General features: G+C 42.4%; 19 protein-coding genes and 2 pseudogenes. 7 read left to right on the top strand and 14 right to left on the bottom strand.

What is annotated here, in order from left to right; translation table 11 throughout:
• Window positions 1-3 precede the first annotated feature (3 nt).
• Entirely contained in the window at window positions 4-1,779 is a 1,776-nt protein-coding gene (locus OQ279_RS00380; RefSeq protein ID WP_266067766.1) for an AMP-dependent synthetase/ligase, read from the bottom strand.
• Between the two features lie 78 nt (window positions 1,780-1,857).
• Window positions 1,858-3,036: a class-III pyridoxal-phosphate-dependent aminotransferase gene (locus tag OQ279_RS00375; RefSeq protein ID WP_266067765.1), complete on the bottom strand. Its 1,179-nt coding sequence runs from the start codon at window positions 3,034-3,036 to the stop codon at window positions 1,858-1,860.
• 204 nt (window positions 3,037-3,240) lie between these two features.
• Between OQ279_RS00375 and OQ279_RS00370 the strand changes: the two genes are divergently transcribed.
• Window positions 3,241-3,810: a DUF4136 domain-containing protein gene (locus tag OQ279_RS00370; RefSeq protein ID WP_266067764.1), complete on the top strand. Its 570-nt coding sequence runs from the start codon at window positions 3,241-3,243 to the stop codon at window positions 3,808-3,810.
• 80 nt (window positions 3,811-3,890) lie between these two features.
• Here the strand turns inward: OQ279_RS00370 and purL are convergent, their stop codons facing one another.
• The 4 genes and pseudogenes from purL to OQ279_RS00350 all read right to left on the bottom strand — a co-directional run bounded on the left by purL (window position 3,891) and on the right by OQ279_RS00350 (window position 10,939).
• Window positions 3,891-7,565 (bottom strand): phosphoribosylformylglycinamidine synthase, encoded by a 3,675-nt coding sequence (gene purL, locus OQ279_RS00365; protein ID WP_266067763.1) that lies wholly within the window; start codon window positions 7,563-7,565, stop codon window positions 3,891-3,893.
• A 130-nt stretch (window positions 7,566-7,695) separates the two neighbouring features.
• Window positions 7,696-8,700 (bottom strand): annotated as a pseudogene (locus tag OQ279_RS00360) (fibronectin type III domain-containing protein); the annotation flags it as partial.
• A 69-nt stretch (window positions 8,701-8,769) separates the two neighbouring features.
• A pseudogene (locus OQ279_RS00355) lies at window positions 8,770-9,540 on the bottom strand (endonuclease I family protein); the annotation flags it as partial.
• A gap of 181 nt (window positions 9,541-9,721) precedes the next feature.
• On the bottom strand, window positions 9,722-10,939 hold the full coding sequence (locus OQ279_RS00350; RefSeq protein ID WP_266067762.1) for an RsmB/NOP family class I SAM-dependent RNA methyltransferase: 1,218 nt from the start codon (window positions 10,937-10,939) through the stop codon (window positions 9,722-9,724).
• 74 nt (window positions 10,940-11,013) lie between these two features.
• Here OQ279_RS00350 and OQ279_RS00345 point away from each other — a divergent pair, with 74 nt between their 5' ends.
• On the top strand, window positions 11,014-12,078 hold the full coding sequence (locus OQ279_RS00345; protein ID WP_266067761.1) for a WD40/YVTN/BNR-like repeat-containing protein: 1,065 nt from the start codon (window positions 11,014-11,016) through the stop codon (window positions 12,076-12,078).
• A gap of 58 nt (window positions 12,079-12,136) precedes the next feature.
• On the opposite strand, the gene OQ279_RS00340 is transcribed toward OQ279_RS00345, so the two are convergent.
• The 7 genes from OQ279_RS00340 to OQ279_RS00310 form a co-directional block, all read right to left on the bottom strand.
• Window positions 12,137-12,574 (bottom strand): hypothetical protein, encoded by a 438-nt coding sequence (locus OQ279_RS00340; protein ID WP_266067760.1) that lies wholly within the window; start codon window positions 12,572-12,574, stop codon window positions 12,137-12,139.
• 1 nt (window position 12,575) lies between these two features.
• Window positions 12,576-13,082: a hypothetical protein gene (locus OQ279_RS00335; RefSeq protein WP_266067759.1), complete on the bottom strand. Its 507-nt coding sequence runs from the start codon at window positions 13,080-13,082 to the stop codon at window positions 12,576-12,578.
• Between the two features lie 32 nt (window positions 13,083-13,114).
• Complete coding sequence (locus OQ279_RS00330) at window positions 13,115-13,660, bottom strand: RNA polymerase sigma factor (protein WP_266067758.1); 546 nt, start codon at window positions 13,658-13,660, stop codon at window positions 13,115-13,117.
• Between the two features lie 351 nt (window positions 13,661-14,011).
• The gene (locus OQ279_RS00325; RefSeq protein WP_266067757.1) at window positions 14,012-15,835 is read right to left on the bottom strand and encodes an ABC transporter ATP-binding protein; all 1,824 of its coding nucleotides are present in this window, start codon (window positions 15,833-15,835) and stop codon (window positions 14,012-14,014) included.
• A gap of 10 nt (window positions 15,836-15,845) precedes the next feature.
• Entirely contained in the window at window positions 15,846-17,576 is a 1,731-nt protein-coding gene (locus tag OQ279_RS00320) for a phospho-sugar mutase (protein WP_266067756.1), read from the bottom strand.
• A gap of 52 nt (window positions 17,577-17,628) precedes the next feature.
• Window positions 17,629-18,588: a glycosyltransferase family 2 protein gene (locus OQ279_RS00315; protein WP_266067755.1), complete on the bottom strand. Its 960-nt coding sequence runs from the start codon at window positions 18,586-18,588 to the stop codon at window positions 17,629-17,631.
• A 10-nt stretch (window positions 18,589-18,598) separates the two neighbouring features.
• Window positions 18,599-19,129 (bottom strand): DUF4199 domain-containing protein, encoded by a 531-nt coding sequence (locus OQ279_RS00310; RefSeq protein ID WP_266067754.1) that lies wholly within the window; start codon window positions 19,127-19,129, stop codon window positions 18,599-18,601.
• Between the two features lie 172 nt (window positions 19,130-19,301).
• Here OQ279_RS00310 and OQ279_RS00305 point away from each other — a divergent pair, with 172 nt between their 5' ends.
• The 3 genes from OQ279_RS00305 to mtaB all read left to right on the top strand — a co-directional run bounded on the left by OQ279_RS00305 (window position 19,302) and on the right by mtaB (window position 22,372).
• A complete protein-coding gene (locus OQ279_RS00305) occupies window positions 19,302-19,553 on the top strand; it encodes a type B 50S ribosomal protein L31 (RefSeq protein WP_265162857.1) in 252 nt (83 codons plus the stop codon).
• A 117-nt stretch (window positions 19,554-19,670) separates the two neighbouring features.
• Window positions 19,671-20,843 carry a GlmU family protein gene (locus OQ279_RS00300; RefSeq protein ID WP_266067753.1) on the top strand — a complete coding sequence of 391 codons (1,173 nt, stop codon included), beginning with the start codon at window positions 19,671-19,673 and terminating at the stop codon, window positions 20,841-20,843.
• Window positions 20,844-21,037: 194 nt separating this feature from the next.
• Window positions 21,038-22,372 (top strand): tRNA (N(6)-L-threonylcarbamoyladenosine(37)-C(2))-methylthiotransferase MtaB, encoded by a 1,335-nt coding sequence (gene mtaB / locus OQ279_RS00295; RefSeq protein ID WP_266067752.1) that lies wholly within the window; start codon window positions 21,038-21,040, stop codon window positions 22,370-22,372.
• On the opposite strand, the gene OQ279_RS00290 is transcribed toward mtaB, so the two are convergent.
• A complete protein-coding gene (locus OQ279_RS00290) occupies window positions 22,369-22,668 on the bottom strand; it encodes an N-acetyltransferase (RefSeq protein WP_266067751.1) in 300 nt (99 codons plus the stop codon). The two genes, mtaB and OQ279_RS00290, sit on opposite strands and share 4 nt — an antisense overlap.
• A 194-nt stretch (window positions 22,669-22,862) precedes the next feature.
• Between OQ279_RS00290 and OQ279_RS00285 the strand changes: the two genes are divergently transcribed.
• On the top strand, window positions 22,863-23,567 hold the full coding sequence (locus tag OQ279_RS00285; protein ID WP_266067750.1) for an alpha/beta hydrolase family protein: 705 nt from the start codon (window positions 22,863-22,865) through the stop codon (window positions 23,565-23,567).
• 1 nt (window position 23,568) lies between these two features.
• Window positions 23,569-24,495 (top strand): lytic transglycosylase domain-containing protein, encoded by a 927-nt coding sequence (locus tag OQ279_RS00280; RefSeq protein WP_266067749.1) that lies wholly within the window; start codon window positions 23,569-23,571, stop codon window positions 24,493-24,495.
• The last annotated feature ends 63 nt before the right edge of the window (window positions 24,496-24,558 follow it).

Raw genomic sequence — 24,558 nt, 5'->3', positions numbered from 1 at the left:
CTACTACTTCTCGTAGATGCCGTCATATAGATCCTGATATAACTTTATGATATTTCGGCGTTTTAGCTTCATGGTAGGAGTGAGGTGTTCGCTCTCAATACTCCATACATCGGGCGTAAGTTCAAATTTCTTGATCTTTTCCCAGCTTCCGAACTTTTGATTGTAAAAGTCTACTTCCTCCTGGATACGTTTTTTAACCTCCGCGTTATGAATAAGGTCGGCGTTACTCGGGCCTACTTCTATGTGTTTTCTTTTTGCCCATTCCCGAACAAATTCAAAATCGGGTTGTATGAGTGCAGCCGGCATTTTTTCACCCTCACCAATCACCATTAATTCAGCAATAAAACGCGACTGCTTCATTTGGTTCTCTATCACCTGGGGTGCCACATACTTTCCGCCAGATGTTTTGAACATCTCCTTCTTGCGATCGGTGATCTTCAGGAAGCCTTCGCTGTCAAGCTCTCCAATATCTCCGGTGTGAAAATATCCGTCTCCGTTAATGGCTTGTTTTGTTTTCTCAGGTTCTTTGTAGTAACCCATCATTACATTGGGGCCTTTACAAAGTATCTCGCCGTCTTCAGCGATCTTTACCTCTACATCTTTAAGTACTTTCCCCACCGTTCCAATCTTAAAACCGTGGTTTCTCTGGTCATTAACAGCAATTACAGGAGAAGTTTCGGTTAAACCGTAGCCTTCCATCACCGGGATTCCTGCAGCTGCAAATACACGGGCAAGTCTTGGCTGCAGTGCAGCACTTCCCGATACAATAAGTTCAATTCTACCACCCAGGCCTTCTTTCCATTTAGAGAACACCAGTTTCCTGGCAATTTTAAGCTGAGTTTCATACCACCAGCCATTAGCTCCGTAAGGCTCGTATTCCAGTCCAAGTTCAACTGACCAGAAGAAAAGCTTTTGCTTAACACCGCCCACGGTAGATCCTTTAGCGATGATCTTGTCATACACTTTTTCCAGCAGCCTTGGTACAGCCGAAATCACATGTGGCTTCACCTCCTTCAGGTTGTCGCTTATCTTGTCTATAGATTCAGCAAAATGTATAGAAACGCTGTAGTACTGGTAGAGATAGAGGATCATCCTCTCAAAAATGTGACATACGGGAAGGAAACTGAGAGAAGTGTAGGTCCCAAACTCGAATGGTACACGGTCTGAACTCAGCAGTACATCGCTAACAATGTTTTTATGGCTTAACATTACCCCTTTTGGTCTTCCGGTAGTTCCCGAAGTATAAATTAGTGTAGCAAGGTCATCTTCCTTTACTGCCTTTTTTCGCGCCTCAACTTCATCCTGATTAGACTGGTCTTCCCCCATTTTCAGGATTTCCTTCCAGTTATCGGCTCCGGGAATTTCATCAAAAGTGTAAACACCCTTTAATTGGGTGTTACTGCGAATGGTGTTGAGCTTGTCAAGTATCTCTTTATCTGATACAAAACAATAAATAGACTCACTGTGATTGAGCACATATTCATAATCTTCTTCAGAAATAGTAGGATAGATAGGTACATTTTGGGCACCCAGTTGTAAGATCCCAATGTCCATGATGTTCCATTCAGTCCGGTTACTGGTCGAGATCACTGCGATCTTGTCATTGGGCTGAATACCCAGTCGTAGCAATCCGCGGCTTATGGCGTTGGCCTGGTCTACATATTCCTGAGAAGAAAGGGCTTCCCATTTCCCATTATACTTGGTGACCAGGGATTTCTCCCGTGGTGCGTTTTCTAATTGGAAATAAGGAAAATCAAAAAGTCTTTTTATTTCAATCATTTATTGATTTGTTACAATAGTCTGTGCAAAATAGCAAAAGAAGCATCTATTTCAAATAAAATTTACAAAATCTCTTATTTAGGCGCATGATTTTAATAAATCGAGACCTTCAAGGGCGGTTTTCTGCGTCATTTGAAAATTTGGCAGAAACAGGAGGGAAGATCCCTCAGTGTTCATTAAGAGGCCTTTCTCCAGGGCTTTTTGTTTGATATTTAAAGCATAATCTTCCTCGTGAACCTCTACACCAATAGCAGCGCCTTTAATTCGCACTTCCGGTTTTTTTCTGAAATTTACTTCGGGAATGCCCTTTTTGAAGGTTTCTGCGAGCTGTTCTATATTCTGGAAAAGTCTTTTTTGGTCCTTCTGAAGGTAGTGTAGCGCAGCCAGGGACGCATCTACCGAAATTGGATGCCACTCATAAGAAGAATATAACCCGATTTCTCCACCGATTTTTTCATCAATTGCCAGGGTGGTCATTACTGCGCCCATTCCGGCATGTCCGGCAGTAATGGCTTTAGCCATGCACAAGATGTCGGGTTCAATATCGAAGTGTTCAGAAGCAAACATTTTTCCGGTTCTTCCAAAACCTGTAATGGCTTCATCCATGATCAGTAAAGTGCTTGTTTCTTTACAAATTTTATCAAGGCCTTTCATGAATTCAGCTTCGGGAATTACTACGCCGAGGTTGATGATGACGGGTTCCATAATGACTGCCGAAAAATCTTTTGTTGAAAGCAGTTTTTTCACCCGGTCCAGTTTTTCCCTGTTTAGCGGCAGTTCCAGTTTTTCACATCCTTCTAAAAGATTCGGAAAAGATTTTCGCTTTTTTGTAGCGCCTATGCTTAAAGCGCCCATCGTATTCCCGTGGTAGCTGCCTTCAACGGAGAGGATCTTTTTTCTGCCGGTGTACATGGTGGCCATTTCCAGAGCAGCGTCTACAGCTTCCGATCCTCCTGTCATCCTGTAGGCTTTCTGAAGTTTTCCGGGTGCCAGTTCAGCCAGGAGTTCGGCCAGTTCATTCCATGGCTTGTAGTGAAAATTAGGATAAACATAAGCCGGCCGGTCTTTCTTCCGAATGGCTTCCTCTATTTCTTCAATGCCCCAGCCAAGATTTCCGACTCCGGCGCCTCCCAGAAAATCCACATATTTCTTTCCGTTTGCATCATAGACGTAGCTGCCCATTGCTTTTACAACTTCCAGTTGCATGGCAGGATTCCCGCGCCCAAAATACGGCTCGTCTTTATCTGTATTATTCATCCTTAGGTTTTTCCTCTTAAGTTAAGAATCATCAGCCGAAATTCTGTTATAGAAAGGTGAAATGCCTGCGCCTGATTTGTGATTTTCCGAAGAAAAAATCCTACAAGCGGGTTAAAAATGTATTAATTCAGTTAAATGATTAATATACAGGATATTAAATGTTTAAATTTAAAAGAAAGAAGTAAAAAACAAAAATCAACAGCTATGAAAAAACTCAATCTTATTGTTTTCTTATTTATAGGAGCATTTATTCTGGGGTGTGGCCCAAGAGTGGCAACGCAAAAAACCACCTCAAAAGATCTCGGTAATTATGACTCTTTTGCCTATTTACCCAATTCTAACGTTAGTGCCCAAAACCTTCCAATGGATTCTGAAGATGTGAGCAGGGCTGTAATTGAAGCGGTAAATATGAACATGAGGGAAGCAGGATACAACCTTGATCGCCAGGATCCCGATTTACTTGTTCTTATAAGTACCGAAACAGATACTGAAATAGAAACCACCACAGACGCTGTTTATGCCACTTACCCTTACACCACCGGCGTGAGAACAATAAACCCGCTTTACAATAACTATTACTACGGTGGATATGCCGGATACAATAATATTGTTGGCTACGATACCGATACGTATGCCTATGAAGAAGGTACCGTGGTTATTAACCTTGTAGACCGCGAAACAAAAAAATACAGTCTGGAAAGGTGTGGCATCAGAGAGCCTGAGCAGCCAAAGCAATATTCAGGGAATAAGGGATCTCGTAAATGCCATTTTTGAAGAGTATCCAATCAACAACTAAGATTTGTAATCAAAGATAAAAAAGAAAAGGTCCGGAAGAAACTCCGGACCTTTTTCATTTAATTCTCCTGCTTTTCAAGCCATTTCCTGGCATTGACAAAAGCTTCTATCCAGGGACTTACTTCATCCTGCCTGTCTTTTGGGTAATGTGCCCAGTTCCATGGGAAGGTAGAGCGTTCAAGGTGCGGCATCATGGCTAAATGACGACCATTGTCACTCACAATCATCGCGGTGTTGTAGTGGGAACCATTAGGGTTAGACGGATAAGTTTCATAGCCGTACTTTCCAATGATCTTATACCTTTCCACTTCATACGGGAAACTGAATTTTCCTTCTCCATGGGCCGCCCATATTCCGAGTCTGCTACCCGATAAAGAGTGCATCATCACCGAATCATTTTCAGCAATTTCCATAGAGGTGAAGTTACATTCGAATTTATGAGATTCGTTGTGCAGCATTTTTGGTTTCTCCTTGTGGTCTGGATGTAACAAACCAAGTTCCATGAACAGCTGGCAACCGTTACAAACGCCCAGGGAAAGCGTGTTTTCTCTTGCAAAGAAATTATCTAAAGCTGCTTTTGCTTTTTCATTGTATAAAAAAGCGCCGGCCCAGCCTTTGGCACTTCCCAAAACATCTGAATTTGAGAATCCGCCTACTGCAGCAATAAATTGTATATCCTCCAGGGTTTCGCGACCTGAGATCAGGTCGGTCATGTGAACATCCTTCACATCAAAGCCGGCAAGATCCATGGCATAGGCCATTTCCCTTTCAGAATTTGAGCCTTTCTCTCTAATGATCGCTGCTTTAATTCGTTGGTTGTCACCTCGAGCGGAGTCGAGAGGTAATTTTCCACTAAAACCTTCCGGGAATTTGAAGTGCAGCGGCTGTTTTGCGTAATTCTTGTAACGTTCGGTAGCGTTGTCTATTCCGCTTTGCCTCTCATCTAGCAGGAACGAAGTGCGGCTCCAGGTATCGCGTAGCTTCGGAACATCAAACTTCAGGTTTTGATCTCCGTTTTTGATCTTTAGGGTCTTACCTTCAGTAGCTTTTCCAATCTTAAAGAATGCTACCCCTTTTTCCTTTAAAATGGCTTCTACGGAAGCATCTTTTGCCTGAAACACAATTCCCGAGTTCTCCGAAAATAGCATTTTTACGCTGTCTTTTTCCCCAAGTTTAGTGAGGTTAAATTCTGCTGCAAGATCAACATCTGCAAAGCACATTTCGAGAAGGGTGGTGATCAATCCGCCCGAAGCCACATCGTGACCCGCCAGAATCAAATCTTTCCTTATCAACTCCTGCACAGCATTAAATGCGGCAGCAAAATGTTTATCGTCTTTAATCGTAGGTGCCTCGGCCCCAACTTTATTCAGGATCTGGCCAAAAGAAGAACCTCCCAATTTAAATTCATCCTGTGAAAAATTGATGTAGTAAATAGCTCCGCCGTCTTTTTGCAACACAGGCTCCACTACTTTTGTGATCTCATCGCAATGCCCCGCAGCCGAAATGATCACCGTACCCGGCGCCAGAACGTTTCCGTCTTCATAACGCTGTTTCATAGATAGGGAATCCTTTCCGGTAGGAACATTTATTCCGAGGGAAATCGCAAAATCTGATACTCCCTGCACCGCTTCATAAAGCCTTGCATCTTCCCCTTCGTTGTTACACGGCCACATCCAGTTAGCCGACAAAGAGACCGATTTTAAGCCTTTTTCAAGAGGTGCCCATACAATATTGGTAAGCGCTTCGGCAATAGAGTTGCGCGACCCGGCAACAGGATCGATCAACGCCGAAACAGGGGAGTGGCCAATTGAAGTTGCCACGCCTTCCTTACCTTTATAATCAAGTGCCATCACCCCGCAGTTGTTAAGTGGTAACTGTAAGGGACCCGCAGTTTGTTGTTTTGCAACCCTTCCGGTTACGCAACGGTCTACCTTGTTGGTAAGCCAGTCTTTTGAACCAACAGCCTCAAGCTGCAGCACCTGCTCCAGATATTTCTGGAAGTTTTGCGGGTTGTATTCAACTTCGGCATATTTTCTTTCAATGGTTTTATCTTTCATCACCATTTTTGGAGAACTGCCAAACATATCTGCAAGGGCAAGATCCATCGGCTTGTCGCCCTTTGTCTTGCTCTCAAAAGTGAATTGTCTGTCATTGGTTACATGACCCACGGCGTAAAGTGGCGTTCGTTCTCTTTCGGCGATCTTCTGCATGTGCTGCAGGTCTTTATCTGAAATAATTAATCCCATTCGCTCCTGAGATTCATTGCCAATGATCTCTTTTGCTGAAAGGGTAGGATCTCCCACCGGAAGTTTATCAAGATCGATTTTTCCACCAGTGTCTTCCACAAGTTCACTAAGGCAGTTGAGGTGCCCGCCGGCCCCATGGTCGTGAATGGAAACAATTGGGTTCTCATCTGCTTCCACCATCGCACGAATAGTGTTTGCAGCACGTTTTTGCATTTCGGGATTGGAACGCTGGATGGCATTAAGCTCAATACCACTGCTGAATTCCCCGGTATCTGCCGAAGATACTGCGGCACCACCCATACCAATGCGGTAATTCTCGCCTCCAAGAACCACGATTTGATCGCCTTCTTTTGGTGCTCCTTTAATTGCCTGTTCTGCTTTGCCGTAGCCAATTCCGCCGGCCATCATAATTACTTTGTCATAACCCAGTGCCCTTCTATCTTCTGAATGCTCAAAAGTGAACACCGAACCTGCAATTAGAGGCTGCCCGAATTTATTTCCGAAATCTGAAGCCCCGTTAGAAGCTTTGATCAGGATGTCCATTGGCGTTTGATAAAGCCATGGCCTTGCCGGGAAAGCGTCTTCCCAGGGCCGGTTTTCTTCCAGCCTTGAGTAAGAGGTCATATAAACGGCAGTTCCTGCGAGCGGAAGAGAACCTTTTCCGCCGGCCAGCCTGTCGCGAATCTCCCCGCCGCTACCGGTTGCAGCCCCGTTAAAAGGTTCAACCGTGGTTGGGAAATTGTGAGTTTCGGCTTTTAAGGAAATTACCGAATCAAAATCTTTTTTCCTGTAAAAGTCGGGTTTGTCTGCCGACTGTGGGGCGAACTGCTCCACTCTTGGCCCTTTTACAAAAGCCACGTTATCTTTATAAGCCGAAACTATATCGTTCGGGTTTTCTTCGGAAGTTTTCCTGATGAGCTTAAAGAGCGAAACAGGTTTTTCTTTACCGTCTATCTCAAAAACTCCGTTGAAGATCTTGTGACGACAGTGTTCGGAGTTTACCTGTGAAAATCCGAAGACTTCAGAATCGGTAAGTTTTCTCCCGATCCTTTCTGAAAGTTTATCCAGGTATTCTACCTCTTCATCATTGAGTGCCAAACCTTCTTTTTGGTTGTAGGCAGAAATGTTATCTACTTCCTTTACAGGCTCAGGTTCTATGTTGATGGTAAATATATCCTGATCAAGCCCCTGGTACTTTTGAGAAAGCATGGGGTCAAAATCGTGATAATGCTCGTCAACTTTGTAGAATTCTTCAATCCTGCGAATGCCTTCAATGCCCATGTTTTGCGTGATCTCTACCGCATTGGTGCTCCAGGGGGTGATCATGGCGGCACGGGGGCCAACAAAAAAATCTGCCAGGGCAGATTTTTCTAAATATTGTGCGTTTCCAAAAAGCCAGTCTAACTTAGCGATGTGTTCGGCCGAAAGTGCCTTATGCGTTTCAACCGCATAGACCTTGTTTGGACGATTTCCGAAGAATAAGATCATTCTGTGGGTTTTGTGTTGTTTGTTAGGAAGCAAATTTACATTTTTTTAGAAGATATCGATTGTGTGGAAAATGAAAAGCCACGAATTCAATTTTGAATTCGTGGCTTTTCCAACTGGTTTAAATTTAAACCTAGTAAGTTCCTAATCCGTCAACAGTATCTTTGGCAAGAACTTCCCACTCATCTTCTGTGTAGGTTGTGTTTGGTGCGGTCACGGTCGATTTTCTTCTTAGGGTAACATCTTTTCCAAAATCAACGTCCCCGTCAACACCAATCATATCTATAAGAACGCCATCTTTAAATAACCCAACGGGATCATCTCCGTTAAAATCCACTGGCGCTCCGTTTAACGAAACATCAGAGGCATCAATGATTGCCTGGATATCTGCACCACCATTGCTAATCACAAATACATCTCCGCTGGCTAAAGTTCCTTCAAGAGCGTATGCATCGCTCCATTCTCCATTTCCGTTCACCTGCTTCTGAATTGAATATGCAGAAAGGTCAACCTCTTCGCCTGTGATATTGGCAATTTCTACAGCTTTATTAACTCCGCCTCCTTCAACATATTCAGAAAAGAAAAGTTCGGCAGAAGTTCCACCTCCATTTCCGGTTTCTTCTGTAGTCGTAGCTTCTACGGCTGCGCTTTGTGCAGATTCATTGTCGTAGATATCTCTTGCAAGTACTGTGAAAGAATATTGAGTTTCAGCCTCTAATCCTGCAATAGTAAATTCGGTGTTTGTGGTAGTGGCATTATATTCTCCATCTAGAAAAAGATCGTACTCCTTTACTTCCACATTGTCTGTTGAAGCGTCCCAGCTAAGGCTTACACTATTAGATGTTACAGTACCAACAGCAAGATTGGCAGGAGTGGTAGGTGCTTCTGTATCTTCATTGGTCGTAGCTTCTACTGCGTCACTTTCTTCGGAAACATTTCCGGCGGTATCTACTGCGGCAACAGTGATGGAGTAAATAGTTCCGGGAGTTAGATCTGCAAGTGTAATAGAAGTCGAAGACGTACTGGTTACGCTTTCTCCATCCAACATAATATTATATTTAACCACACCAATATTATCTGTAGCTGCTTCCCAGCTTAGATCAAGGGTTTCATAACCAATTTCTGAAACAGTCAATGCCTGCGGGGCAGAAGGAGCTTCATTGTCTTCCTCTACAGGTTCTCCGTTCCAGCGGTTTTGAGCTTCGTCACCTCCCCATAATCTTGTTGCAAGATGCGGGTTATCAATAAACGGGTTCCTATTGCCCTGTGCATCATAAATAACCTCATTACGTTGAAGTTCTAAGGCAGAAACAGGATCTTCGGCATTCCATTCAAGGAAAAGCTCCAGGCCACCTATTTCGTTAAAAGGCTCATCGTAACGCAGGTTCATGTACATGATCATTCGGGCAACATCACCTCGCCATTCATCACCAGGAAAGAATTTATTCCCGTCTACCAACTTATAAGATCCTTCCCCATCTGTAAAAGGGTAATTTCCTCTTGTTTGGTTTACCTGCACATCTGCTGCACGAAGGTGGTGTAGGTCTCCTTTTGCTGTATTATCTACTAAAGATTGTGGATATACGTGCTCAGTGTTAAAAGTTTGCGGCTCATAATTATTTCCTCCAGATAGATATTCTTCCCAATACCTGCTTTCACCGGTATAAATAAGAACAACATTGTCTGGCTTGGCTGGGTCTTCATCTGCCTTATACAGGTAATCATGCCTGTCGGTATAATCGAGCATGTTGCTGTGTTTGGCAATGGTAAGGGCCGCAAGATCATCATAAAGCTCCTCGTTTTCTTCTGAAAAGTCTATTGCTTCATAGTAATCTGCAAGAGCATCAGGAACTTCGTAGTAAGGAGTTTCTTCTATTGGATCTGGATCTGGATCTACAGGAGAGTTCACATCATCATCAGAACTACAGCCAATCAGAAAAAGAATGCTTAAAAAAGGTAAATAAAATGATTTTTTCATCTTAGTTTTTTAAATGTTATTGGTTTTCGATTGTCGCAAAATTAAAGTTTATTTCCCGTTCATTATATTAAGTAATGGTAAAATTCCCCAACTTTTCGGCATTTTGGAAACAGTTTAAATAAAAAATCCTGCATTTCGTTTAATAAAATGCAGGATAATAGGAATATTAATGGGGTCTGAATTATTTTTTCTTTTCCAGAAGTGCCATGTAGAAGCCGTCAAATCCGGTTTCGCTCGATAAGATCTTCTGATCTTTGGCAAGACTGAAATCCTTTCCTTCTTCGGAAGCTAAAAATTTCTTTACCTGCGCTTCATTTTCTGAAGGTAAAACAGAACAGGTGGCGTATACCATTTTACCGCCGCCTTTTACCATTTTTGAATACTGCTTCAGGATTTCTTCCTGGGTTTGTTTGATGGTCTCAATGAATTCCGGTTGCAGCTTCCATTTTGCATCAGGATTTCGGCTTAAAACGCCCAGGCCGCTACAAGGTGCGTCTATAAGAACACGATCTGCACTTCCGTAGAGCTTTTTCACCACTTTTGAAGAGTCGATCACCCGCGGCTCAATGTTGTGAGCTCCTGCCCGGCGGGCACGGCGCTTTAGTTCCTTCAGTTTGTTGGCGTAAATATCTGTAGCGATCAACTGGCCTTTATTTTCCATCAAGGCTGCGAGGTGCAAAGACTTTCCGCCGGCACCGGCACAGGTATCAACCACACGCATTCCCGGTTCTACACCAAGAAAACGGGCAACCAGTTGGGAAGAAGCATCCTGGACCTCAAAAAAGCCATTTTTGAAGGCTTCTGTCCTAAACACGTTCTTTCTTTCTTTGAGTTGCAGGGCATCGGGATAGCCTTCTAAAAATTCGGTTTCAATTTCCTCTTTTTGAAGCTCCTGTTGCAGTTTTTCTTTTGTGGTCTTTAACGTGTTAACTCTAAGAATCACGGGAGCCTGCTCATTCAAGGCATGGATTTCCTTTTCCCAGGTTTCTTCTCCCAGCTCTTGCACGCCCATTTCATCCAGCCAGTCGGGCACAGATTCCCTGTATTTCCTGATCTTACTTAATTCGTCGAATTTCCCTTTGATACGGCGGGTAGGAACAGGTTCTATCTGCTTCCAGTCAGTCGGAATTTCAATACCTCTCAAGGTGGCCCAAACAGCGAATAACCTGAAAAGATTTTCCCTGGAATATGGAGCTTTAACTTCAGCAATTTCTGAGTAAAGTCTCTTCCAGCGAACAATGTCGTATGTAGTTTCAGCAATAAAGCTTCGGTCCCGGGCACCCCAACGTTTATCGCGTTTTAGTGTTTTTTCGATCACCTTATCGGCATAAGCTCCTTCATTAAATATTTCACCAAGAGCATCAACGGTAGCAAAGACCAAATTTCTGTATAAGCGCATAAATTTTATTTAAAGGCGCAAAGGTAAGCTTTTTAAACTTCGGAAAAATCTATCTTTACCTTCAAATTCAGGTTATGAAGCGTATAGTTTTTCTTCTATTTATATTAATAATCGGTTGTAAATCAGATCCTAAAAATGAACAACAGCAGGAAGTTGTGACCAGAGAGCGGCAAGCTTTTACTGAAGTTGAGATTGACTTGCTGCTTGAGGATTCCATCAGCATCAGGGCTATTGAGGTCATGGGACAAGATTTGGCCTTTGCGGGATCAAACGGGGCTTATGGTATTTACAATTCGGCTAAAGATGAGGTGCGGGTAAGCCGACAACAGTATGATTCCATTGCTCCCGAATTTAGGGCTGTGGCAGGGACTTCCGAAGATTTTTTTATGCTAAGCGTTGCAAATCCGGCGCTTTTGTACAAAACTGGCGACAGCGGACAAATGGAACTGGTGTATAAGGAAGAAGGTGGAAAAGTCTTTTATGATGCCATGACCTTTTGGAACGATAAAGAAGGTATAGCGATGGGAGATCCGGTGGAGGATTGTCTTTCAGTTATAATTACCCGCGATGGCGGGAAGAGCTGGAATAAACTTCCCTGCGATCAACTCCCTGAAGCAGCCGAAGGTGAAGCGGCCTTTGCAGCGAGCAATGCAAACATTGCGGTAGAAGGGGAGAAGGCCTGGATACTTTCGGGAGGAGCCAGATCAAGAGTTTACTTCACACCCAATAAAGGAAAAACCTGGGAAGTCTTCGATACGCCACTGGTGCAGGGAAAAAGCACCCAGGGCGGCTACGCTATGGATTTTTATGATGAACAACAAGGCGTGATCATTGGAGGAGATTACACGGCTCCCGAAGAAAATACTGCCAATAAGGCCCTGACTACAGATGGCGGAAAGACCTGGAACCTCATTGCCGATGGCCAGGATCCCGGTTACAAGAGTAGTGTGCGTTACGTTCCCGGTGGTGATGGCAAGGAAATGGTGGTTGTAGGATTTACAGGTATCTCGTATTCCAAAGATGCCGGCCAGAGCTGGAAAGAACTTTCACCCGAAGGTTTTTACACTATCAGATTTCTAAATGACAGCGTGGCTTACGCGGCAGGAAAGAACAGGCTGGCAAAATTAAAATTCAGGTAAAACCAAATGATCCGGCGCCTTTCGGCAACCGGATCATTCCAACTAACCAACCAAAAAACTATTTATTATTTGAATCCTTCCGCTGGCGATACTCCAGCATCATCTTGTGATTAAATTCATCTTCAACCTTCTTTAGCTGCATAATTCTGCGGGCGCTAAAGATCTGTTTGAGATCGTTGTAATATTTCTTTTTTAACAGGTAATCTTCACGTTCAAGAGACACGTACTCGTCGAGTTTGGCATTTGCCCTGTCTTCGGTAATGCACTCAATGTTTTCAACTTCGGCTCTCTCCTGGCGGTACAGGTCCCTGCGTTTATCAACATATTCGTTGTAAAGAGGCCAAAATTTTTGGGCTTCCTGAGCCGTTAAATTAAGCCCTTCAGTAATATAGGCTGTTTTGAGCGCTTTTATCTTCTCGCGGTGCCCATCCTTATCCTGTGCTTTGGCATAAAAGCCGGCAGTAAGGAAGAGGATCATAAACAAAATATTTTTCATGCTAGTTTTCATTAAGTAGAAGCGCCGGTTCTTCAATATTCTCATTTAGGTATTCATACAGGGCTTCTTTATCAATATTGGGGTTTGCCGAAGCAGTTATTTCATAAGGTGCAAAATCGGTCTCGTTTGGGTTATCTGTATCAATCGATTCTAAAAGATAATTTTCAACGGCAGTAATGTTGAGGTCTTCAAAACCTACTTCACTGTTATCGTTAAAGATCACGGTGCTAAAAAGAATGGCCACCACTGCTGCAACACTGGCAACATAAGACCAAATCTTCCTGTTGAAAAGAGGAATGACCTTTCCTTCTTTTGGAGTTTCAATCTTTTCAAATACCCTGTCGCCAAGATGTTCAAAATAATCGTTGGGCACCTTGAAAGGATTGTCGCCAAAGCTCTTTTCATCTTCGGTCACGCGAGACATCATACGGGCTTCGAAGTCCTGGAAATAACCTTCCGGAACTTTGAATCCTGATGTATTGTGATATGGTAACCCGTTCTTTTTCATTTAATTATTTGACTGAAAATTCTCCCAAAGGTTTAACCCTGTTTTAAAAATTCTTCAATTTTTTTGGTGGCATGGTGATATGAAGCCTTTAAAGCACCTTCGGAAGTACCTAAGATATCAGAAATTTCTTTATACTTCAATTCCTGGAAGTACTTCATGTTAAAAACCTGTTGTTGTTTCTCCGGAAGGGTGGCAATGGCTTTTTGTAACTTTAACTGAATTTCATCGCCTTCAAAGAAGACGTCGTTTTCAAGATTGTCAATGATTTTTTGCTGAAGATCTTCAGAACTTATTTGTTGCTTTTTGGCCCTGTTGTTTAAAAAGGTAATGGACTCATTAGTGGCAATGCGGTACATCCAGGAGAATAACTGGCTGTCTCCTTTAAATTTATCAATGTTCCTGAAGATCTTTATAAAGGTGTTTTGCAAAACATCATCGGCATCTTCGTGATTCTTCACAATATTGCGGCACTGCCAGTACAGGCGTTCCTGGTAGAGTTGCAGTAACTCCCGAAACGCCGCATTTCTGGACTCTGGATCCTGAAGTTGGGAAACTAATTTTTCTTCGGAAGAACTCAAAAGGCACCACAATTTTAAGCCGGTAAAGATAGCAGGAAATCCTTAATTACCACAAAAGGCTGAAGTTATAAGGAAAGACAGAAATATCGATGAAATACACAAAATATAGGATAAAATACACAAAATATTTTTTTATATCATTTTTTGTAGTATCTTCACATCGTGAAAAAGTGATCTTTTTTGCCCCCGATTTAAGAACCGTTATACCACAATTCCCCCAAGTGGTGCGGAGATTTTAAAAAATGGATGACCTACTCATCCATTTTTTTTGTTTTAAAATGTATCCTACAAATAAAAAAGGGTTCCAAAAATGCCATTTTTGGAACCCTTTTTTAATATTCTTAAAAGCTTTTACTCGAATGACTGCATCTCTACCAGTTTGTGATAAACAGCTTTTTTGGTCAACAGTTCTTCATGTTTTCCCTGCTCCACAATCTGGCCTTTTTGCATCACCACAATGTGATCGGCATTTTGGATGGTTGAAAGCCTGTGGGCAATAACAATAGAAGTCCTGTTCTTCATCATGTTTTCAAGGGCTTTTTGAACCAGTCTTTCGCTTTCGGTATCAAGGGCCGAGGTGGCTTCGTCCAGGATCATGATTGGCGGATTTTTCAATACTGCACGTGCAATAGAAAGCCGTTGTTTTTGACCACCGCTCAATTTATTACCGCTGTCCCCAATATTGGTTTGAAGGGCCTGGGGCAGGTCTTTGACAAATTCCCATGCGTTGGCAATCTTTAAGGCATCAATGATCTCTTCATCGGTCGCATTGTCTTTTCCAAGCCCCACGTTATTACGAATGGTATCATTAAAGAGGATAGAATCCTGAGTAACCAGTCCCATTAAATTCCGCAGGGATTTTTTTGTCATTTCCCGAATATCAATCCCGTCGATCTTGATAGATCCTTCGTTTACGTCATAAAAGCGGGTGACCAGGTTGGCAATGGTAGACTTTCCGCTTCCCGATTGTCCTACCAGAGCAACAGTAGATCCCTTAGGCACAGAAATGCTGAAATTTTTCAGTACATTTTCTTCTTCATACCTAAAGGAAACATTATCAATCTCTATTACCTCTTCAAAATGGCTTTTTTCGATGGCATTTTTGGCATCTTTGATATTTGTTTCAGTATCCAAAACCTGAAATATCCTTTCCGCCGCGGCGTCTCCCTTTTTCACGCTGTAACTCGCCTTGCTAATTTGTTTTGCCGGGGTAAGAATGTTGTAGGCCAGCCCCATAAAGGCTATAAAGGTGGCGCCATCAAGGGTGCCCTCAACCAGTACCATATTTCCACCAAACCAGAGTATGATAACAATTACAAAGATCCCCAGGAACTCACTGGTAGGAGAGGCGAGGTTTTGGCGGTTTAGCAAGCTGTCAAGTATCCTTTTAAGCCTGTTGGTGGAATCGTGAAATTTATACCTGAATTTTTCTTCAGCATTAAAACCTTTTACAATTTTGAGGCTGGACAGGGTTTCTTCTACCAGAGAAAGAAAATAGCCATTCTCCTCTTGTGCCTGGTTGGATTTGCTTTTAAGTTTTTTACCAATTGCAGAAATTACAAATCCCGATATAGGTAGAAAAACAAACACAAAAACCGTGAGGGTAGGGCTCATGATAAGCATGGCCGTGATGGTAAAGATAATTGTGAGGGGTTCACGAACAACCAGTTCTAAGATTGATAGAAAGGAGGTTTGCACCTCATTCACATCGGCAGTAATTCGGGAAATGGTGTCACCTTTTCGTTTTTCAGAAAAATAGGAAACCGGTAGCACCAGGATCTTATCATAAATAGCGTTTCTTACATCGCGCAGCACCCCATTCCGAAGAAAAGTGATGAAGAATGCAGCCAGGTATCCAAAAAGGTTCTTTAAGAAGAAAAGGATTACAACAATTCCGCAGACAAATAATAGGGCAGTGACTTCATCTTCATTAACGCGACGGGTTACTTCATAGTTGAATAAATCAACCACATAATCTTTTATACTTCCCAACCCGGCCCAGCGCGGTTCTACTGCCACTCTTTTAGTCTTGTCAAACAGGATCTGGATAACAGGAATGAGTGCCAGGAAAGACATGGTGCTAAAGAGCGCATAGAAAATGTTGCAAATAATGTTGAGGATCGCGAACCTCTTATAGGGGATCGCGAACCTCATAATTCTCTTAAAGTAATTCATGTAGGGTGGCTTAAGCCAGTTTTAAATCTGATTTTACAGCAGCAATTTTTTCTGAAAGGTTTTGTTTAACTTTTTCATAATCGCTTACACTATCCAACTGAGCATTCACGCTTATATAAAACTTGATTTTAGGCTCGGTTCCACTAGGACGGGCAGCTACTTTAGTTCCGTTTTCAGTGTAATATATCAACACGTTAGACTTCGGAACATCAAGCGTCTCCATCCTGGTGTCTGTAAGGTCATAATGAAAAGCTTTTGAGCTCTCATAATCTTCAACCAACACAACTTTCTCGCCATTGATCTCAGACAGCGGATTGTCGCGCAGGCTCACCATCATGTTCTTGATTTGCTCGGCGCCGTCTATACCTTTTTTGACAAGGGAGATCAATTCTTCTTTATAAAAACCAAACTCTGTGTAAAGTTCGAGTAGTTTTTCGTAGAACGAAATTCCCTCAGCTTTCATTTGAGCTGCTATTTCACAAGCCAGAAGGGTAGAGGTAGCGGCATCTTTGTCGCGTACAAAATCTCCCACCATAAACCCAAAGCTCTCTTCGCCGCCTCCTATATAGTTGAGACCGGGGTTGTCTTTGATCATTTTTGCAATCCATTTAAAGCCGGTAAGCCCTTCTTTGTACTGCACGCCATAACTTTCGGTAACCACTCTCATCATAGGCGTAGACACAATAGTTGAACCTACAAATTCACGGCCTTTAATTTTGTCCTGCTTCTTCCATTGCTCAAGCAGGAACCAGGTCATGACCAGCATGGTCTGGTTTCCGTTTAAGAGTTCCATTTCACCATCAAGGTTTCTTACGGCAACTCCAAGGCGATCGCCATCGGGATCGGTACCTATAACAATATCGGCATTAATTTCTTTAGCTTTTTCTAAAGCCATTTTTAGGGCTGCAGGTTCTTCGGGGTTTGGAGATGCAACAGTGGGGAAAGTCCCGTCTGGCTCGGCCTGTTCCTGCACAATGTGAACATTTTTGTAACCTGCAGCTTCCAAAACTTTTGGATTGAGCTTTATGGCGGTACCGTGAAGAGAAGTAAAGACGATGTTGAGATTGTCCTTGGCTTCCTGTGAGGTGTCAAAACTGCCATTTTTGACAGATGCTTCCACAAAAGCCTTGTCAATTTTGGTATCTATAAGTTCAATAAGATCTTTATTGGCTTCAAATTTTATTTCGGAATACTGGAGGCTGGCAATCTCTTCCACGATCTCTTTGTCTTGTGGTGGCACCAGTTGGCCGCCGTCCTGCCAGTAAACTTTATATCCGTTATATTCGGGCGGATTGTGTGATGCGGTAAGAACAATTCCGCAGTGGCAATCGAGATATTTTACAGAAAAAGAAAGTTCGGGCGTAGGGCGTAATTCAGAAAAAAGAAAAACCTTAATTCCGTTTGCCGAAAAGACATTGGCTACCACCTGTGCAAGTTCCCTACTGTTTTGGCGGCAATCGTATGCAATTACCACTTTAATATCTTCTTCGGGAAATTGTGCTTTAAGGTAATTTGAAAGTCCCTGGGTGTTTTTACCGAGGGTGTATTTATTGATCCTGTTGGTGCCAACACCCATAATACCACGCATTCCTCCTGTTCCAAACTCAAGGTCTTTATAAAAGCTTTCCTTTAGTTCATCGGGATCTTTTTCAAGGAGTTCTTTAATTCGAAGTTGGGTTTCGTTATCAAATTCAGGATTTAACCATGATTCTGCTCGTGTTTTTATATCGTAATAGCTCATGCTAAAAGTTTTTTTTCAGTAACAAAAATAAGGATTTATGTGGTAAAGCCCGTTAAATCTCTCCTGTAGTTTCGCTAATGCGGTAGCGTTCTTTATCTCTACTGCTTCTTAAGATCAATTCGCCCAAAAAGCCTGCAATGAAGAGCAATGTACCCAGGATCATGGTGGTAAGGGAGATATAAAACCACGGATTATCGGTCACCAGGATACTGGGTAAGCCCTGGTAAAGCTTGTATAATTTGGAGGCGCCAATTACCACAGCAGAAAGGAAGCCGAAGAAAAACATGAGCACGCCCAGGGCGCCAAAAAGGTGCATGGGCCTGCGGGCAAAACTTGACAGGAACCAAATGGTGATGAGATCAAGAAAGCCGTTAATAAAACGCTCGGCTCCAAATTTTGTTTTTCCGTATTTCCTTGCCTGGTGCTGTACTACTTTTTCGTCTATACGCGAGTAGCCGGCGTTCTTAGCCAGTACCGGAATGTAACGGTGCATCTCGCCATACACATCAATATTCTTTACTACAGGTTTGCGGTAAGCTTTTAGTCCGCAGTTAAAATCGTGCAGCTTAAGGCCAGAGGTTTTTCTGGCTGCTGCATTGAACAATTTTGACGGGAGGTTTTTAGTAAGCACGGCATCGTAACGCTTCTTTTTCCAGCCCGAGATAAGATCAAAATTCTCTTTGGTGATAAGATGATATAATTCAGGGATTTCTTCAGGATTGTCCTGCAAGTCGGCATCCATGGTGATCACCACATCTCCTTCGGCTCTTTCAAATCCCACATGGAGCGCCTGAGACTTTCCGTAGTTGCGATTAAACCTTATTCCTTTAACTCCTGCATCTTCCGCAGCAATTTTTCTAATGACTTTCCAGGAATTATCTGTACTACCGTCATCGATAAAGATGATCTCGTAAGAAAAAGAATTGGACCGCATCACCGATGCGATCCAATTATATAATTCATTTAAAGATTCTTCTTCGTTAAGAAGAGGGATGACAATAGATAATTGCATTAAGCTGTGTTTATATTTCGTAAGGCCTGTTCTCCTTCATGATGAGACCGGCGATCAACCCTATAATTAATCCTCCCAGCATATACAGTACAAGGCCGCTGGCAAAGATAATCCATGGAGATTGAAAAGCAGCACCCATTTCTAAGGCATTATCAACTTGAGCTTCGCTCATGCCAGGATATTGTTCTACAATTTGCTCTCTTTGCATTTCCATCATCTGTGACATGTAGTCGGGCTCAATTACTGTAGAAAGAACAATAGACCAAATACCGCCAATAATAGCGGCAATAAGTCCTATACCTACTGCAACTTTAATAGCTTCACCCAGGCTAAGGAAGCCGCCATTTTCAGTTTTAAATGCTTTAATTCCATACACCATAAATGCTATAAGAAGTGCCAGGGTAATAACGGTGAAAGACCAGTGGGGAGCGAGGTGGTTGTTGGTGACGTACATAATAACGCCTACAACTACCAGGGCAATCCCTAGAAGAAGACCGTAATTAAGAACAAATTTACCCGCTTTTGCTTGTTGTGTTTCCATTATTGTTAGATTTGTTGGTTAATTACGGTTAGTAAGCAAAGATAACAAAACGTTACACTCGTGCACTTGGTTTTCTTTAAGGCTGAAAATTAGAGAAGAAATACTTGTTGATTTAGAAAAATTATTTAAATTTGCAGCTCGAAAAAATTACAAGATTTTAAAGAATAAAGAGATGAAGCAGGGAATCCATCCGGAAAATTATAGATTGGTAGCTTTTAAAGACATGTCAAATGACGAGGTTTTTATCACCAAATCTACCGCGAACACAAAAGAAACTATTGAAGTTGATGGTGAGAATTATCCTTTGGTGAAGTTGGAGATCTCCAGAACTTCTCACCCTTTCTACACCGGGAAAGCCAAATTGTTGGATACTGCCGGTCGTATTGACAAGTTCAAGAACAAATACGCGAAATTCAAAAAATAATTTTAGCGTCATTATAATTTACAAGCCTCCTTACAGGGAGGCTTTTTTTTGTTATACTTTTTTAAAATTTCATGTGTTTTTTTAAAAAACTGTACTTTTGGCTCAAAAAGAAAACAAATGAACTATATTCTCTTTGACGGTTCTGCCCGTTCCCATTTGCTGCCATTTACTTTTACCCGCCCCGTAGCCGAAATAAGAGTGGGCATCTTGACCATTCGGGAAAAATGGGAGAGATATTTAAATACCACTACTTCTACAATTACCGAAGATTATCTTTCAGAAAAGTGGCCAATGGTAGAGATGGAAGAGAACGTTATGATAAACGCTTCCTTTATACCCACACCCGAGCTTGTGGAGCAGTTAAAGAACCTGCAACCCGGCGAAGGGATTTTTCACGAAGAAGATATTGTGGCATTTCATGCCTACGAAGAACAGGAAGTAGATTTTAACGACTGCAAACATATTGAGCTTGAAGGAAAGCCGGTGGTTGTGGAGCATACATGGGACATCTTTAGACTGAACGGGGAAGCTATTACTGCCGATTTTGAACTGCTGGTACAGGATCGTAGCAGTCAGAAGTTATCTTCTACAAACCAGGTAATAGCGCCCGAAAATGTCTTTTTAGAGGAGGGGGCAAAGGTAGAATGTGCTATTTTAAATGCTTCTGAAGGTCCTATCTATATTGGAGCTGATGCCCAGATTATGGAAGGCAGTATTGTGCGGGGGCCATTTGCGTTAGGAGATCATGCTGTGCTGAAGATGGGTGCAAAGATCTACGGGTCAACTACAGTGGGGCCACATTCTAAAGTTGGGGGAGAAGTGAATAATTCTGTCATTTTTGGATACTCAAATAAAGGGCACGACGGCTACCTGGGCAATTCGGTGCTGGGGGAGTGGTGCAACCTTGGGGCCGACACCAATACTTCTAACCTAAAGAACAATTATGCTGAAGTGCGCCTGTGGGATTATGCCACCGGTAGATTTGCGCATACAGGACTTCAGTTTTGCGGACTCATGATGGGAGATCACAGTAAGTGCAGTATCAATACCATGTTCAACACAGGCACCGTGGTGGGTGTAAGTGCCAATATCTTTGGTGCCGGTTTTTCGCGGAATTTTGTACCCAGCTTTAGTTGGGGTGGAAGCGGGGGCACAACTACTTACCAAACCTCAAAAGCCTTTGAAGTAGCCGAAAAAGTAATGGAAAGAAAAGAGGTGGAATTCTCAGAAGAGGATAAGGCTATTTTAGAACAGGTCTTTGAAGACACGAAACAATACAGGCGGGATTAATTTTTAATGATCAGTATTTAGTGTTCATAATCAGTACTTGTAATTGTATATTCCTGTTAATTGATCATTGATTCAGGGAATTGTTCATTGAATTAAAGTTGGTATCTTTGCAGCCTCTAAAATGTCATTTTTAGAGGCTTTTATATTTAACTGAAATTCTGAAGGTTGTACTTCGGAATGATGAATGAGAAGAAATGGAAGATCCCAAAAAAGTTGCTTTTTACACCCTGGGTTGCAAGCTGAATTTTTCTGAAACCTCTACCATTGCCCGATCTTTTAAAGATGAAGGTTTTGCACGGGTAGATTTTAGTGAAGCGGCCGATATATATGTGATTAATACCTGTTCGGTAACCGATAATGCCGATAAAAGATTCAAAACCATTGTGAAGCAGGCGCAAAAAGCGAATGAAAACGCTTTTGTGATTGCTGTGGGGTGTTATGCCCAGTTAAAGCCCGAAGAACTTGCGGCTGTAGATGGAGTAGACATGGTTCTGGGTGCTACCGAAAAATTCAAGATTACCAATTACCTTAATGACCTTACCAAAAATGACATGGGAGAGGTGCATTCCTGTGAAATAGAGGAAGCAGATTTCTATGTGGGTTCTTATTCTTTTGGAGATCGCACAAGGGCATTTTTGAAGGTGCAGGATGGCTGCGATTACAAATGTACTTACTGTACAATTCCACTGGCACGGGGTATTTCCCGAAGTGACTCTTTAGAGAACGTGCTGGAAAATGCAAAGAAGATAAGTGAGAAAGGTATTAAAGAGATTGTACTCACCGGCGTTAACATTGGAGACTACGGAAAAGGGGAATTCGGGAACAAGAAACATGAACATACTTTTCTTGATCTGGTAAAAGGTCTGGATACTGTAGAAGGAATAGAAAGACTTAGAATTTCTTCAATAGAACCCAATCTACTGAAGAACGAAACTATAGATTTTGTTGCGCAGAGCAAAGCATTTGTGCCTCATTTTCATATTCCGCTTCAAAGCGGGAGCAATGAAGTGCTTAAGGCAATGCGCCGCAGGTACATGAAAGAGCTTTATGTAGACCGGGTAACAAAGATCAAAGAAGTAATGCCCGATGCCTGTATTGGGGTTGATGTGATCGTTGGATTTCCCGGAGAAACCGATGAATATTTTATTGACACCTATAATTTCCTGAATGAGCTGGATATTTCTTATCTCCACGTGTTTACTTATTCAGAAAGAGAAAATACTCCGGCGGCCGAAATGGATGCAGTGGTGCCTTTAAAGGTGCGCAAAAAGAGGAGTAAAATGTTGCGCGGACTTTCTGCTAAAAAAAGGCGCGCCTTTTATGAGACCCAATTAGGCAAGACAAAAACCGTACTTTTTGAGGGAGAGAATAAAGAGGGGTATATCCATGGCTTTACCGAGAATTATGTAAAGGTAAAAACTCCCTGGGATCCTGCACTGGTAAATACGCTTCACCAGGTAGAGCTGCAGGAAATAGGAGAAGATGGAATTGTTCGTTTCTCTTATGTCGAAGAAAAGGCAGTAGTTTAAATATTAATGCCCACGGGCAGCATACCTTTGTACTTTCGGCGGTTTTTACGCATAAATCGAGCAATAGTGGGGCTGGTGGGCATTACCCTTATTTCCCGTTCCTTTATGAGGTCAAGAACTTTTTCTATAAAAGGTTCTAAATATCCTTTTTCTTTGAGCTCTTCGCTCATTTCGAGTTTGGTCAAAAAAATCTTGCGATCCTGGTTCGCATATTCAATTTTGGCTAAATCTCCTTCGACCTGAAGTTCAAATTGACGAAGAAATTCATTGTCATTAACAGATAGCTGAGGGTCCATATGTATGTTTTTAGTTAGAGTATCAAAATATCAGCCACTTTTAAAAGTTATAGAGCTTATACTGGCTGAGAGGGCCGAAGCCTTTGAGGGAAATTTTATAATTAAATGTTGATCTGAAGCGCGTAATTTCCCTTAAATTTGAACGTAAAGTTAACGATTTTTGAGCACATTACGGCTCTAGAACCTGCTAAAGTATGGTGAAAGACTCACTTATTCACGTTTATTGTATGCCCGGCCTGGCAGCCAACCCTACTATTTTTGAAATGATCGCCTTGCCTGAAGACAGGTTTGAGATTCACTGGCTTGACTGGGTGCTCCCAAAGCCAAAAGAAAGTTTAAGGGAATACAGCAAGCGCCTGTGCAAGAAAGTGAAACACGAAAACCCGGTGCTGATAGGAGTGTCTTTTGGCGGGATTATTGTTCAGGAAATGGCACAGCTCATAGAGGTGCGAAGGGTGATTATCATCTCGAGCGTAAAAAGCCAAAAGGAGCTGCCCAGGCGAATGAGGTTTGCACGATGTACCGGGGCTTTTAGAATTTTGCCCACTTCCCTTGTGCGTTACGTAGATGCCCTGGAAAAAATTGCGGTAGGAGATTTTACCAAAAAAAGAGCAAAGCTTTACAAAAAATACCTTTCTGTTACCGATACGCGATATCTGGATTGGGCGATAAAGCAAATGGTGTGCTGGGAGAGGGAAGAGCCTTATCCCAATGTTGTCCATATACATGGAGATAAAGATGAGATCTTTCCGTACAGGTACATACAGGGTTGTATAACCGTGCAGGGAGGAACGCATGTGATGATTATTAACAGGTTCAGGTGGTTCAATGATCATCTTGAAGAAATCATCGATACAGGGAAACTGGAAAAAAATAAAGAAAAAGAAATACTTACTTGAGATGAAACTGAAGAACATATTAATAGGAGGAAGCTTGCTGGTGGTTTGTGGTTTGGGTATCAATGCTGTCCAGGAGGCACCCAGTGATGAAAACCAGGAGAAGAAGATTGCAAACGGCTACAATGTATATGCTTTGCCCATGCCCGAGGACCTCGAGTTTGCAGGAGAAGAGGTGCCTGTTGAAATTCCCGATGTTCATGAAAGGATGGACCGGGAGCTGTTAGTAAATACCTACTGGCAATCTAACACGCTTTTGTTGCTTAAGAGGGCAAATAAATATTTTCCCGTAATAGAGCCAATTCTTGCTGAACACGGGGTGCCGGACGATTTTAAGTATTTAGCCGTGATTGAGAGCAGCCTTACCAATGCAGTTTCTCCGGCAGGAGCAAGGGGTTTTTGGCAAATCATGGAAAGCACAGGGAAAGAGTATGGCCTTGAGATCAATGACAATGTTGATGAGCGTTACAATATTGAGAAATCTACCCATGTTGCTGCCGAATACTTTAAAAAGTCCAAAGAGCGATTTGGAAACTGGACGCTTGCGGCGGCTGCCTATAATGCAGGAAATTATGGTGTAGACCGGCAAAGGGAACGGCAGGATGTGCAGAATTACTACGACCTGCTGCTTGGGGAGGAGACCGGGAGATATATTTTCAGGATCCTGGCATTAAAAGAGATTATGGAAAATCCGGCGCAGTATGGTTTCAACTTCAGGCAAAAAGATCTTTACCCGCATATACCTTCTTATAAGGTAAAAGTAGATACGGCAGTGAGCGATTTTGCCCGCTTTGCTCAAAATTTTGGAATCAATTATAAGATCCTCAAAATTCACAATCCGTGGTTAAGGGAGGCGCACCTCAATAACAGGTCCCGTAAAGAATATCTTATTGAACTTCCGGAAGAAGGTTATTATTCGCCCGCTCCTTAAAGTCGGTATGAAGTTGGAATTGTCTGGACTAAGGCAAATTCAAAAAAACAATTCATTTAGGCT

This window comes from Salinimicrobium profundisediminis (assembly GCF_026241755.1).
Lineage (GTDB): Bacteria > Bacteroidota > Bacteroidia > Flavobacteriales > Flavobacteriaceae > Salinimicrobium > Salinimicrobium profundisediminis.
Note: the sequence above shows the minus strand (reverse complement) of the source record. Positions and strands in the feature narration are given on the sequence as shown.

Excerpts from the sequence above, each read along its gene's own strand:
- OQ279_RS00380 (WP_266067766.1), bottom strand. The coding sequence starts at position 1,779 with ATGATTGAAATAAAAAGACTTTTTGATTTTCCTTATTTCCAATTAGAA.
- OQ279_RS00375 (WP_266067765.1), bottom strand. The coding sequence starts at position 3,036 with ATGAATAATACAGATAAAGACGAGCCGTATTTTGGGCGCGGGAATCCT.
- OQ279_RS00370 (WP_266067764.1), top strand. The coding sequence starts at position 3,241 with ATGAAAAAACTCAATCTTATTGTTTTCTTATTTATAGGAGCATTTATT.
- purL (WP_266067763.1), bottom strand. The coding sequence starts at position 7,565 with ATGATCTTATTCTTCGGAAATCGTCCAAACAAGGTCTATGCGGTTGAA.
- OQ279_RS00350 (WP_266067762.1), bottom strand. The coding sequence starts at position 10,939 with ATGCGCTTATACAGAAATTTGGTCTTTGCTACCGTTGATGCTCTTGGT.
- OQ279_RS00345 (WP_266067761.1), top strand. The coding sequence starts at position 11,014 with ATGAAGCGTATAGTTTTTCTTCTATTTATATTAATAATCGGTTGTAAA.
- OQ279_RS00340 (WP_266067760.1), bottom strand. The coding sequence starts at position 12,574 with ATGAAAAATATTTTGTTTATGATCCTCTTCCTTACTGCCGGCTTTTAT.
- OQ279_RS00335 (WP_266067759.1), bottom strand. The coding sequence starts at position 13,082 with ATGAAAAAGAACGGGTTACCATATCACAATACATCAGGATTCAAAGTT.
- OQ279_RS00325 (WP_266067757.1), bottom strand. The coding sequence starts at position 15,835 with ATGAATTACTTTAAGAGAATTATGAGGTTCGCGATCCCCTATAAGAGG.
- OQ279_RS00320 (WP_266067756.1), bottom strand. The coding sequence starts at position 17,576 with ATGAGCTATTACGATATAAAAACACGAGCAGAATCATGGTTAAATCCT.
- OQ279_RS00315 (WP_266067755.1), bottom strand. The coding sequence starts at position 18,588 with ATGCAATTATCTATTGTCATCCCTCTTCTTAACGAAGAAGAATCTTTA.
- OQ279_RS00310 (WP_266067754.1), bottom strand. The coding sequence starts at position 19,129 with ATGGAAACACAACAAGCAAAAGCGGGTAAATTTGTTCTTAATTACGGT.
- OQ279_RS00305 (WP_265162857.1), top strand. The coding sequence starts at position 19,302 with ATGAAGCAGGGAATCCATCCGGAAAATTATAGATTGGTAGCTTTTAAA.
- OQ279_RS00300 (WP_266067753.1), top strand. The coding sequence starts at position 19,671 with ATGAACTATATTCTCTTTGACGGTTCTGCCCGTTCCCATTTGCTGCCA.
- mtaB (WP_266067752.1), top strand. The coding sequence starts at position 21,038 with ATGGAAGATCCCAAAAAAGTTGCTTTTTACACCCTGGGTTGCAAGCTG.
- OQ279_RS00290 (WP_266067751.1), bottom strand. The coding sequence starts at position 22,668 with ATGGACCCTCAGCTATCTGTTAATGACAATGAATTTCTTCGTCAATTT.
- OQ279_RS00285 (WP_266067750.1), top strand. The coding sequence starts at position 22,863 with ATGGTGAAAGACTCACTTATTCACGTTTATTGTATGCCCGGCCTGGCA.
- OQ279_RS00280 (WP_266067749.1), top strand. The coding sequence starts at position 23,569 with ATGAAACTGAAGAACATATTAATAGGAGGAAGCTTGCTGGTGGTTTGT.